Origin of the sequence: Streptomyces sp. NPDC048291 (assembly GCF_043201715.1) — a bacterium.
Taxonomy (GTDB): domain Bacteria; phylum Actinomycetota; class Actinomycetes; order Streptomycetales; family Streptomycetaceae; genus Streptomyces.
Genome location: NZ_JBICZC010000024.1, coordinates 26,873 through 38,970 on the forward strand (window position 1 = coordinate 26,873; position 12,098 = coordinate 38,970).

Genomic DNA, 12,098 nt, shown 5'->3' on the forward strand with positions numbered 1-12,098 from the left:
GGGAGTTCCGAGGGCCGGTGCTGTGAACGGGGGCCGGTGCGTCACCAGTTGACGGCGTCGTCCATCGACTGCTGCCAGTAGGTGACCTTGAGCGAGTCGTCGACGTAGACGCCCTTCGCGGGCAGCGACGGGTGGGCGCCCTTGCCGACGCTCTCGTTGCCGGAGCGGCCGCGGAAGTAGACGTCCAGGGAGTTCACGGTGTGGCCGTCGCTGCCGCTGCCGTCGGTGGCGGACAGGCTGACCGAGGCGTAGCCGGACTCGCCCGGCGCGAGCGTGACCACGGCCTGCGGCTGCGAGTCCTCGATGACCGGGGGGACGGACTGGGCCTCGCCGAAGCGGACGGCCGGGTAGTAGTACAGGTAGCAGGTCTTGCTGCCGGTGTTGGTCACCGTGAGGAGCATGTGGTTCACGGGGCGGTTCAGCGGGGCCGCGACCGTCTTGGTGTTGGACCCCTCGCAGGTGACCGGCCGGCCGGTCGAGGCGGGCGCCTTGGCGGCGGGGGTGCCCGCGTCCGACTTCGGCGTGCCGGTGGTGGCCCCGGCCTGAGGGGCGGAGGTGGCGGCGGAACCAGAACCGGAACCGGCGCCGGCGCCCGTGGAGGCGGTGGCGGCCGGAACGGGGGAGGAGGTGTGCGCGGTGGGGGTGCTGGCCGCGACGCTCTCGGCGTGCACGCCCGTGCCGTCGGTGCAGGCCGTCAGGGACAGCGCGGCGAGTACGACGGTCGTGGCGGCGCCGACGAGACGGGTGCGGGAGGTGCGGAGGCTGGACATGTGGACGTGCCCCTTCGGTGTTCGGGTGGCGGTGGTGATTGGATGACCGAAGCCTGCGAGGCGATCTGTCCCAACCGCCAGCCACGACGGGCAGTTGGGGACGCTGGAACGCGGAAACGGGCTCTGACCAGGGCGAATACGGTGGCCCTGGAACGCGGGACTGGGACGCGAGGGGATGGGGGAACGGGTGTCAGGGGCGACAGGGGCCGACGCGACGGAGGCGTTCGCGCTGCTGCTGCGGGAGCTCAAGGACCGTTCGGGGCTCAGCTACGGGGTGCTCGCCAAGCGGATGCACATGAGCACGTCGACGCTGCACCGCTACTGCAACGGCACGGCGGTGCCCGTCGAGTACGCGCCGGTGGAGCGCCTCGCCCGGGTCTGCCGGGCGACTCCCGAGGAGCTGGTGGAGCTGCACCGGCGCTGGATCCTGGCGGACGCGGCACGGGGGAGCAGGGCGGACCAGGCCGCGGCGGCCGCGCCGCGGAGGGCCGGCGCCGACACGTCACCCGGGCCCGGTGCCGCGGGTGCGTCGGCGGGTGTGGGCTCCGGCGCGTCGTCCGGAGCCGGTGTCGCCGGTGCCGCCGGTGAGCCGGTCGTCGCCGACGCCTCACCGGGTGCCGGCGGTGACGGTGGTGACGGTGGTGACGGTGACGAGCCGGTCGTCGTCGACCTGCGGCGGGAGCCCGCGGCGGCGCCGCGCCGGCGCCGTACCGTGCTGATCGCCTCCGTCGCGGCGGCGGCCGTGCTGGGGGCCGTGGTGTTCGCCGTGCGTCCGTCGCTCGGAGGCGGGCACGACGGCGCGGGCGACCAGCGGGCGGCCGGTGACAGCGCCACGCTCACCGGCGCCCCGGAGACCCCGCAGAAGTCCCCCTCCCCGTCCCCGAGCACGACCGGACGCAAGCCCTCCGCGTCGTCCTCCGCCTCCCCCACCGGGTCCGCGGGGACCGGGGCGGGCGGTGCGGCGGACGACGGCAAGCAGGGCGGCGGAGCGCAGGGCGCCGACGGCACCACCACCGGCACCGCCGTGCCGCTCACCGTCAACACGCGGCCCTACGTCTACGACGACCCGTGCAGCCAGCACTTCCTCGTCGACAGTGAACCCGCGCAGGTCGGCCCGCCGGCGAGCGAGCAGGACGCCCCGCGCTGGGCCGCGGCGTACGGGGCGGTGTCCTCGGGCGAACAGGAGATCGCCCTCACCGTGCAGGGCACCGGCGCGGAGACGGTCGTCCTGGAGGCGCTGCACGTGCGCGTGCTCAGCAAGGGCGCGCCGCTCGCCTGGAACGACTACTCGATGGGCGTCGGCTGCGGCGGTGGCGTCGGCACCAAGTCGTTCGACATCGACCTCGACAACGGCAGTCCCACGGTCACCGCCAAGAACGGCCAGCGCGACTTCCCGTACAAGGTCAGCGAGTCCGACCCGGAGGTCTTCTACGTCTTCGCCCGCACCGGGGCCCACGACGTCCGCTGGGACCTCACCCTGGACTGGTCCAGCGGCAGCCGCCACGGCACCGTCCGCGTCGACAACGCCGGGACCGCCTTCCGGACCAGCGGAGATGCCGGCCGCCCGGGCTACGACTACCCGCTCGGCGGCAGCGAGTGGATCGCGCGGGAGGGCGGCTGACGGCGCGCGGAGCCGCCTGCTCACCTGCCGTACGCGCCCGGGCGCGGAGCGCGTCGGCGGGGTGGACGCAGGTGTGAACGGATCCGGCCCGGGGGTGATGGAGCCTTACCCGTTTGGTGTTATATGAGCCATATGCGCCATATGCTCCGGCAGGTGCGGTCCCGGTACGGGATACGCAGCGTTGCCGGTCAGATGTTCCTTCTGCAGGTCGGGGTCGTCCTGGTTCTCGTGGCGACGGCGGTCGCCGCCCTCCTGCTGCAGGCGCGCACCGACGCCGACCGGGAGGCCCGGAACCACACGGAGGCCGTGGCGGCCTCCGTCGCCGCGGACCCCGTCGTGCGCCAGGCGCTGACCGGCCCCCATCCGACCGCGGTGCTCCAGCAGCTGGCCGAGGAGACCCGTCGGCGCGCCGACGTGGACTTCGTCGTCGTGATGAGCCCCGACGGCATCCGCTACACCCATCCGACCCCCGGCGAGATCGGCCGCCGCTACATCGGCAACATCGCGGCGGCGCAGCACGGCGGCACCGTCACCGAGACGACGACCGGGACCCTGGGCCCCTCCGTCCGGACCGTCGTCCCGGTGACCGCCCCCGACGGCAAGGTCGTCGGGCTGGTCTCCGCGGGCATCACCGTCGACCGGGTGAGCCTCGCGGCGGCCCGGCAGGTGCCGCTCGTCCTGGGCGGCACGGGGCTGGCCCTCGCGGCCGCCACCAGCGGCACGGCGCTCGTCGGCAGGCGCCTGCGCCGCCAGACGCGCGGTCTGGGGCCGGTGCAGATCACCCGCATGTACGAGCATCACGACGCCGTTCTGCACTCGGTGCGCGAAGGCGTCCTGATCGTCGACCGGCAGGGCCGGCTGCTCCTGGTCAACGACGAGGCCCGGCGCCTGCTCGGACTCACGGCGGACGTGGACGGCCGGCCCGTCACCGGCCTGGGGATCGCCCCCAGGGCCGCGGAGCTCCTCGGGTCCGGCCGGGCGGTCACGGACGAGGTGATCGAGGTCGGCGACCGGCTGCTGGCCATCAGCCAGCGCCCCACGGACGGGCCGCCCGGACCGGGCGGCTGGGTCGCCACCCTGCGGGACACCACCGAACTCACCGCGCTGACCGGCCGGGTCGAGGTGGTCCAGGAACGGCTCACGCTGCTGTACGACGCCGGACTGCGCATCGGCACCACCCTCGACGTCACCCGCACCGCCGAGGAACTCGCGGAGTTCGCCGTACCGGGATTCGCCGACTACGTCACCGTCGACCTCGCCGACACCGTGCTGGGCGGCGAGGAACCGGACGAGGCGGGCGTGGCGGAGCTGCGCCGGGTCGCCCTGCACGGCATCCGGCAGGACGTGCCGCTCCATCCGCCCGGCGAGCTCATCCACTTCGACCCCTTCACCCCGCAGGGCGAGGGCTTCGGTTCCGGGCGGATGGTGCTGGAGTCCGACATGGCGGCCTTCTCCGGCTGGCAGGCCCAGGACCCCGACCGGGCACGCCAGCTGGTGGCCTACGGCATCCACTCCATGATCTCCGCCCCGCTGCGGGCCCGCGGCGTGATCCTCGGTGTGGTGACCTTCTGGCGCTCCAAGGAGCCGACCCCCTTCACCGAGGAGGACCTCTCGCTCGCGGAGGAACTGGTCGCGCGCGCGGCCACCAGCATCGACAACGCGCGCCGCTTCACCCGCGAGCGCACCATGGCGGTCACGCTGCAGCGCAGCCTCCTGCCGCACGCCCTGCCGGAGCAGAACGCGGTCGACGCGGCGTACCGCTACCTGCCGGCGGGGGCGGGGCTCGGCGGCGTCGGGGGCGACTGGTTCGACGTGATACCGCTGCCCGGGGCGCGCGTCGCCATCGTGGTCGGCGACGTCGTGGGGCACGGACTGCACGCCGCCGCCACCATGGGCCAACTGCGCACCGCCGTGCTCAACTTCTCGACGCTCGACCTGCCGCCCGACGAACTCCTCTGGCACCTCGACGAGTTGGTCACCCGCATCGACCAGGACCGGGACCGCGGCTGCGGCAGCCGCACCCTCACGGGCGCCACCTGCCTGTACGCGATCTACGACCCGGTCTCCCGTATCTGCACCATGGCCAGGGCCGGTCACCTGGAACCGGTCATCGTGCTCCCCGACGGCGACGCCCACCTGCCCGGCGTACCGGCGGGGCCGCCGCTGGGGCTGGGCGGGATGCCGTACGAGACGAGCGAGGTGCTGCTGCCCGAGGGCAGTGGCATCGTGCTCTACACCGACGGCCTGATCGAGGACCGGCGCGAGGACATCGACGAGGGCATCGAGCGCCTGCGCCGCGCGCTCGCCGTGCCGGGACGCACGCCCGACCAGATGTGCCGGGCGGCCATGGACGCCCTGCTGCCCGGGGCGGCCCGCGACGACGTGGCCCTGCTCGTCGCCCGTACCCGGGCGCTGGACGACCGGCACACCGCGTACTGGACCGTGCCGTCCGACCCCGCGGCGGTGGCCGGGGTCCGGGCCGCGGCCACCGAACTGCTGCGGGACTGGGGCCTGAAGGAGGAGGCGTTCACCCTGGAGCTGATCCTGAGCGAGCTGGTCACCAACGCCATCCGGCACGCGACGGGCCCCGTCGGGGTGCGCCTGATCCACGACCGCTGCCTCATCTGCGAGGTCTCCGACGGCAGCAGCGTCTCCCCGCACCTGCGCCGGGCCGCCACCATGGACGAGGGGGGCCGCGGGCTCTTCCTGGTGGCCCAGTTCGCCGACCGCTGGGGGACGCGCTACACACCCGCCGGAAAGGTCATCTGGACCGAGCAGTGGCTGGGCGCCGAGCCGTGAACCGGCACCGCGCGGGCGGAGGTTGCGCACGCGGTCCCGAGGCAAGAAGGATGCCCGGCGTCGATGTCCCGTGAGCGAGACCGGAGGCGGCGCGTGAGCAAGCCCGAACTGGAGTTCCATCTCCCCGACGGACCGTGGCGGACCCCGGCCGGCGCCGGCCCGGGCGTCGGGGAACGCGTCCTGGCCGACGACCCCGCGCACGGCTCCCGTACCGCGCTGGTCCGCTGGGCCCCGGGCACGGACACCTCGGCGGACGGGGTCACCCGGCACGACTTCTGGGAGGAGGTCTACCTCGTCGAGGGCGCCCTGCACGACCTGACCCTGGACCGCACCTTCACCGCCGGCATGTACGCCTGCCGCCCACCCGGCATGCCCCACGGCCCCTGGACCGCCCCGGACGGCGTCACGATGCTGGTGATCACCTACCGCCCCGAAAGGGGCGCGGGGAACTGCGCGACCAGCCACGACGGCGCCGCAGCCGACGGACGGACCTCCTAGACCAGTTCGGGTTGGGCGGCCGGCCGTCGCGCCGTAGGCGCCGGCCGCGGGTCCCAGCGGTTGACGGTGCGCATGTAGTGGTGGATCACCGAGGCCGTCGCCAGCACGAGCAGCGGCCCGGCCACCCACCGGTGCACGGCCATCTCCAGCGGCAGCCAGCGGTAGGCGACCAGGAGCGCCGCGAAGACCGCCGTACCGTGGGCGACCAGCCGGACGCCCGAGCGGTCCCAGCCGCGGTCGAACGTGCGCAGGCCCGCCTCGACCGTGAGCGCGAACACCGCGCCGGCGAGGAGGTCCGCGCCGTAGTGGTAGCCGAAGCCCAGCGTCGCGGTGACCGTGGCGGCCAGCCAGAACGCGCCCGCCCAGCGCAGCGCCCGGGGGCCCCTGCGGGAGTGCACGAAGATCGCGGTGGCCCAGGCCGTGTGCAGGCTGGGCATGCAGTTGCGCGGGGTGAACCCGTCGTACGGCACCGGGTGCGGGGCGGTGAGCCGAGGCACCGTGCGCGGCCACAGGTCGGGCACCGGCCAGTGCCCGCCGTGCGGCGGCCGTTCCGTCCAGAGGCTGAGCGACGTCCAGTGGTCGGCGCCGGTGCCGTAGGCGAAGACCGGGCCGACCACCGGGAAGAGCATGTAGACGGCCGGGCCGAGCAGCCCTATCACCAGGAAGGTGCGGACCAGGTGGTGGCGCGGGAAGCGGCGGTCGGCCGCGACACCGCGCAGCTGGTACAGGGCGACGGCGACCGCGGCCACGGCGAGCTGGCCGTAGACGACGTCGAGGAGGTTGAAGCCGACCGGTCCGGAGGCCGTGACGATCCGGCCCGCCAGCCACGAGGGGTTGCCCAGGGCGTGGTCGGCGGTGGCCACGTACTGGTCGAGCACCGTCGGGCGGGTCTTCGAGGTGATGAGCAGCCAGATGTCGCCGGTCTTGCGGCCGGTCACCAGCAGCAGGCCCAGTCCGGCGCCCTTCAGCAGCAGGACGCGGTCCGGGCCGGTGCGGCGGGTCACCGCGAGGACCGCGACGCCGAGCAGCACCCACAGGGCGCCGTTGCCGAACGGCTGGCCGTGGCCCACCCCGGCCCCGGTCGCCCACCGGACCGCCGCGAAGGCGAGGTCGATGCCGATCGCGGCGCCGAGCGCGACCCACCGCTCCCGCCAGGTGAGCGCCACCATCGTCAACGCCAGCCCCGCATACAGCAGGAAGCCGGACTTCGGCGGGCATATCACCTCGCGGGCCTGGTTGGTGAGCGGCCCCGGCAGACCGTAGTGACGTGCGGCGACCTCCAGTACGACGAGGAACGCGAAGGCCGTGGCAGCCGCCACGGCCCAGGGTCTCAGTGGTGTGTGTCTCAAATTCCGGCCGATTTGCTAGACGTTGAGGGAAGATCGAGGTCCTGTTCGCCGAGGGAAGACGGAAAGACCGCTGCCGGGGTTCCAGTTCTGCTCTCGACGGCCGGAAGGCTAGTGGCGGGACAACGCACGGTAAAGGGTTCGGCATCGTCGGTTCAACGTGCTTGATCTGTGCATGACCTCTCCGGTGTGATGCGCGAAGACCACTTCGAGATCACTTCGTGAGACTCCGAACCACAGGGGGATCCATGCACATAGCCCGTACCGGGCGGGGCCTCGCGGCCGCCACGTCGGTCGCCGCCCTCGCGGCCACCGCGCTCACGGCCGCCGCGCCCGTCGCCGCACCGCACACCCTCGCGGTGCCGGCCGTCGTCGGGCACACCCTGGCGCACCGCGTGAGCAGCCCGCTCTCCGACGCGCAGTGCCAGGCCAAGTGGCAGATCAACTGCTATACCCCGCTCCAGTACCGCACCGCGTACGACCTGAACGCCCTCTACCGCAAGGGTGTCACGGGCAAGGGCCGCACCATCGTCATCGTGGACTCGTACGGTTCGCCGACCGTCCAGCACGACCTGGACGTCTACAGCAAGCAGTTCGGGCTGCCCAGCACCAAGGTGAAGGTCGTCAAGTGGGGGCACGTCCCCGCCTTTGACCCCAAGAACTCGGACATGACCGGCTGGGCCGGCGAGACCACGCTGGACGTCGAGATGGCGCACGCGGTGGCGCCCGCCGCGAAGATCGTCGTCGTGGAGACGGCCGTCTCCGAGACCGAGGGCACCACCGGTCTGCCGGAGATGATGGACGCCGAGAAGTACATGATCGACCACGGGGTCGGCGACGTCATCAGCCAGAGCTTCGGCGCCACCGAGAACACCTTCCCCGGCTTCGCCAAGGGCGACTTCTCCAGCATCAAGAAGCTGCGGTACGCCTTCCAGGACGCCAACCGCAAGCACGTCACCGTGCTCGCCGCCTCCGGTGACGGCGGCGCCACCGACCTCCAGGCGGACGGCAAGACGTACTACAAGAAGCGCGTCAACTCCTGGCCGTCCTCCGACCCGCTGGTCACCTCCGTCGGCGGCACCCAGCTCCACCTCGACGACAAGGGCAACCGCGTCAAGCCGGACAGCGTCTACAACGACTACGGCTCCGGCGGTGGCGGCCAGTCCCACGTGTTCACCCGCCCGTCCTTCCAGAACGGCGTGAAGAAGGTGGTCGGCACCCGCCGTGGCACCCCGGACATCTCGATGTCCGCCGCGGTGAACGGCGGCGCCTGGATCTACTCCAGCTTCGACCCGACCGCCACCGGCTGGGACGTCAGCGGCGGCACCAGCGAGGCCACCCCGCTCTTCGCCGGCATCGTCGCCCTCGCCGACCAGGCCGCCGGCCACCGGCTGGGCAACATCCAGAAGCGGCTGTACGACCTCTCCTCCTACCGCTCCAAGCTCACCGGCGTCGTCGACGTCAACGACGGCACGGACAACAGCTACGAGGGCGTGACCGGCTACAAGGCCGTCAACGGCTACGACCTCGCCACCGGCGTCGGCACCGTGGACGCCCTGCGCTTCGTGCCGGCGCTCGTCAAGCAGAAGCCCTGACGATCACCGCACCGCACGGACGACGGCCCGGGTCGGGTACCCGGGCCGTTTCCCGTTCCCGCGTGACGTGCCGGGGCGGGCGAAGGAGGATGGGGGAGAGGTGTGAGGGCGACACGGTGAGACCGGCCGACCCCGGGACCCACGGCCTCCTCGGCGCCGGCCGGGGCCACGACGGACGGGCCGGGCCGGCAGAACGGCGGTGACGGGCATGCACGATGCCACCCCGGACGGCGAAACCAGCGCCGTACCGCCGGACCCGGCCGACCTGCGAGATCCGCTCGACCTGCGGGATCCGGCTGACCTGCGGGATCCGGCCGACCCGCCCGATCCGGCTGACCTGCGGGATTCGGCTGACCCGGCGGTCGCGGCGGGCTCGGGTGACTCGGGTGACTCGGCGGATCCATTCGTCCCGGCGGATCCATCGGTCCCGGCGGACTCGGGTGACCCACTGGCCCCGGCGGACCTGGCGGACCTGGCGGCCCCGGCGGACCTGGCGGCCCCGCCGGGCCCGGCGACCCCGCCCATCTCGGCGGGCCCGGTGGACTCGGCTGATCCATCGGACCCATCAGCCCCACCCGTCCCGGTGGACCCACCGGACCCGGCGGATCCGGTCACGGCGGTGGTCGACGACCGGGGGGTCGTGACGGGATGGAGTACGGGTGCCGAGCGGCTGCTCGGCTACCCCGGTCGGGAGGCGGTCGGCAGTCCCGTCAGCCGGCTGGTCGCCTCCGGCGGTGGTGCCGGGGACGGTCTCGCGGCCCCGGGCGGTACCGCGTCGACGGCCCTGTTGCGGCACCGGGACGGCCGGTCCGTGCCGGTGCGGGTGCGGGCGTACCCGTCGGTCGACGGCGCGGGCCGCGCCCAGCGGCTCCTCGTGGTGACGTCACCGGAGTCCCGGGAGCCGCCGCAGCCGGACGGGGTGACCGGGGACGAGGCGTTCGCCCAGTGCAGGCTGGCCCTGATGGTGTACGACTCCGCGCTGCGGGTCGTGAAGGCGAGCGCCGGCGCCGTACGCGAACTCGGCCTGCGCGAGGAGCGGATGCACGGCAGGCACGTCACCGGCATCCTGCCGCGGCACCTGTGCGACCGGATCGCGGACGGCATGGTCCGGGTGCTGGCGACCGGCGAGCCCGAGGAGTTCCGCCTCCGCGGCCGGGTCCGGCCGGACGGCCCCGAGCGGGTCTGGTCCGTCACCGTCTCCCCGCTCGTCACACCGGCCGGGCAGGTACGCCACGTGGAGGTCGCCGCGCTGGACGTCAGCGAGCAGTACCTGGCCAGGGAGCGGCTCGCGCTGCTCAACGAGATCAGTGCCCGGGTGGGCAGCACCCTGGACGTGATGCGCACGGCGCAGGAGATGGCCGACGTCACGGTGGAGCGGCTCGCCGACTTCATCACCGTCGACCTGCTCGACTCCCTGTACCGGGGCGTCGAGCCGAGGCCCTCAGGGACGGGCCGGGTGCCGCTGCGGCGGGCCGCCCAGCAGTCCGTGCTGCGCGGTGTGCCCGAGGCGCTGATCGCGCCGGGAGACGTGGACGAGTACCCCGCCTCCGCGCCCCCCGTCCGCTGCCTGGCCACCGGCAGGTCCTCGCTGCACACCACCGGGGACGCGGCGCTGCGGAACTGGGAGCTCGCCGATCCCGAGCGGTCGGGCGTGGTCCACCGGTTCGGGATCCACTCGGTCATGGTCATCCCGCTGCGCGCCCGCGGCATCACCCTCGGTGTGGCGGTCCTCGTCCGGCACCGGCGCGAGGAACCCTTCACCCACGACGACCTGCTGCTGGCCGAGGAGATCGGCGCGCGCACCGCCGTGGCCGTGGACAACGCCCGCCGCTACACCCTCGAACGCGGCACCGCCCTCGCCCTGCAGCGCAGCCTCCTGCCGAGCCGGCTCTCGGCCCAGGACGCGGTCGAGGCGGCCCACCGCTACCTGCCGGCCCGCACCCGGGCGGGGCCCGGCGGCGACTGGTTCGACGTGATCCCGCTCTCGGGCGCCCGGGTCGCGCTGGTGGCGGGGGACGTGGTGGGCCACGGGCTGCGGGCCTCGGCCACCATGGGACGGCTGCGGACCGCCGTACGCACCCTGGCCGACGTCGACCTGCCCGCCGACGAACTGCTCACCCACCTCGATGACCTGGTCACCCTGCTCGCGGTCGAGGAGGAGAGCACCGCGGAGCACGAACCCGAGGTCGAGGCCTGCACCGACCTCATCGCCACCTGCCTGTACGTGGTCTACGACCCGATCTCCCGCCGGTGCACGGCCGCCAGCGCCGGCCATCCGCCCCCCGTCGTCGTCGGCCCGGACGGCCCGGCGGACTTCCTCGACGTGCCGCCCGGACCGCCGCTGGGCGCGGGCGGGCTGCCCTTCGAGACCGCCGAGCGGGAACTGCCCCCGGGCAGCCTCCTCGCGCTGTACACCGACGGCCTGGTGCAGGACGCCGCGCACGACCTGGCCGGCGGTCTGGCGCGGCTGCGCCGTGCCCTGGGCCGGGCCGCCGCCCGGCCGCTGGAGGAGCTCTGCGACGACCTGCTCCGGACGCTGCTGCCCGCACAGCCCCAGGACGACGTCGCCCTGCTCGTCGCGCGCACCCGGTCGCTCGACGCCGACCGGGTCGCCACCTGGGACGTGCCGTCCGACCCGGCCCGGGTGGCCGACGCCCGGGCCCAGGCGCTGGCCCGGCTGGAGACCTGGCACCTGTCGGACGTGGCGTTCACGGCCGAGCTGGTGGTCAGCGAACTCGTCACGAACGCGATCCGCTACGGCCAACCGCCCGTCCAGCTGCGGCTGATCCGGGGCGCCGCGCTGATCTGCGAGGTCTCCGACGGCAGCGGCACCGCCCCGCACCTGCGCCGGGCCCGCACCTACGACGAGGGCGGCCGGGGCCTGCTGCTCGTCGCCCAGCTCGCCCGCCGCTGGGGCACCCGCCACCAGACCGGCGGCAAGACCATCTGGGCCGAGATCGAACTCCCCGTTCCGGACAGATGACGACGACAGTGGTAACCACGAACCCCGCCCACCCCTCCCCCTCCGCCGTCTCCGCCCCCCTCCGCTTAGCGACCGGGCCCCGGCTGCGGCTCGGCCCCGGCCTCGCTCGGCCTCGCCTCGTCCCGGCCCGGTCTCGCTCCGGTCTCGCCCGACCTCGGCCCGGCCCGGTCCAGCCTCGTCCCGCCCCGGCCCCGAGCCGGCGGCCCGGGCCGAGGTGCCGCGGTGGCTCAGCCGGCGTGGTCGAGGACGTTTCCGTTCACGCAGTGGTTGACGGTGTTGCCGTTCCACGCGCCGCCCACCGGGACCACGGCCAGTTCCTGGAAGCACACCGCCGCGGCGGAGAAGTTCCAGTTGTTGGCGGCGTTCACGCCGGAACCGAGGTTGCCGTCGTTGTCGGCGTGCGCGGGGGAGGCGAGGGCGAGGGCGGCGGCCGGCAGCGCGGCCAGCATCATGATCTTCTTCATGCCCGGCCAACGAACCCGCGCC

8 protein-coding genes are annotated in these 12,098 nt (G+C 73.9%); 5 read left to right on the top strand and 3 right to left on the bottom strand.

Annotated elements, in window-relative coordinates; all coding sequences use genetic code 11:
* Nucleotides 1-41: 41 nt before the first annotated feature.
* A complete protein-coding gene (locus ACGF5O_RS45990; RefSeq protein WP_393815916.1) occupies nucleotides 42-770 on the bottom strand; it encodes a DUF4232 domain-containing protein in 729 nt (242 codons plus the stop codon).
* A gap of 187 nt (nucleotides 771-957) precedes the next feature.
* Between ACGF5O_RS45990 and ACGF5O_RS45995 the strand changes: the two genes are divergently transcribed.
* From ACGF5O_RS45995 to ACGF5O_RS46005, 3 genes are all read left to right on the top strand, one after another.
* Nucleotides 958-2,391 (top strand): helix-turn-helix domain-containing protein, encoded by a 1,434-nt coding sequence (locus tag ACGF5O_RS45995; protein WP_393815917.1) that lies wholly within the window; start codon nucleotides 958-960, stop codon nucleotides 2,389-2,391.
* A gap of 132 nt (nucleotides 2,392-2,523) precedes the next feature.
* Nucleotides 2,524-5,190 (top strand): SpoIIE family protein phosphatase, encoded by a 2,667-nt coding sequence (locus ACGF5O_RS46000; RefSeq protein ID WP_393815918.1) that lies wholly within the window; start codon nucleotides 2,524-2,526, stop codon nucleotides 5,188-5,190.
* 93 nt (nucleotides 5,191-5,283) lie between these two features.
* The gene (locus ACGF5O_RS46005) at nucleotides 5,284-5,688 is read left to right on the top strand and encodes a cupin domain-containing protein (RefSeq protein WP_393815919.1); all 405 of its coding nucleotides are present in this window, start codon (nucleotides 5,284-5,286) and stop codon (nucleotides 5,686-5,688) included.
* On the opposite strand, the gene ACGF5O_RS46010 is transcribed toward ACGF5O_RS46005, so the two are convergent.
* Nucleotides 5,685-7,007, bottom strand: a complete 1,323-nt coding sequence (locus ACGF5O_RS46010) for a phosphatase PAP2 family protein (protein WP_393815920.1) — start codon at nucleotides 7,005-7,007, stop codon at nucleotides 5,685-5,687. The two genes, ACGF5O_RS46005 and ACGF5O_RS46010, sit on opposite strands and share 4 nt — an antisense overlap.
* A 275-nt stretch (nucleotides 7,008-7,282) precedes the next feature.
* Between ACGF5O_RS46010 and ACGF5O_RS46015 the strand changes: the two genes are divergently transcribed.
* Together ACGF5O_RS46015 and ACGF5O_RS46020 are read left to right on the top strand one after the other, a co-directional pair.
* Nucleotides 7,283-8,629, top strand: a complete 1,347-nt coding sequence (locus tag ACGF5O_RS46015) for a S8 family serine peptidase (protein WP_393815921.1) — start codon at nucleotides 7,283-7,285, stop codon at nucleotides 8,627-8,629.
* Nucleotides 8,630-8,837: 208 nt separating this feature from the next.
* Nucleotides 8,838-11,612, top strand: a complete 2,775-nt coding sequence (locus tag ACGF5O_RS46020; protein WP_393815922.1) for a SpoIIE family protein phosphatase — start codon at nucleotides 8,838-8,840, stop codon at nucleotides 11,610-11,612.
* Between the two features lie 227 nt (nucleotides 11,613-11,839).
* Here the strand turns inward: ACGF5O_RS46020 and ACGF5O_RS46025 are convergent, their stop codons facing one another.
* On the bottom strand, nucleotides 11,840-12,076 hold the full coding sequence (locus ACGF5O_RS46025) for a hypothetical protein (RefSeq protein ID WP_393815923.1): 237 nt from the start codon (nucleotides 12,074-12,076) through the stop codon (nucleotides 11,840-11,842).
* Between the last annotated feature and the right edge of the window lie 22 nt (nucleotides 12,077-12,098).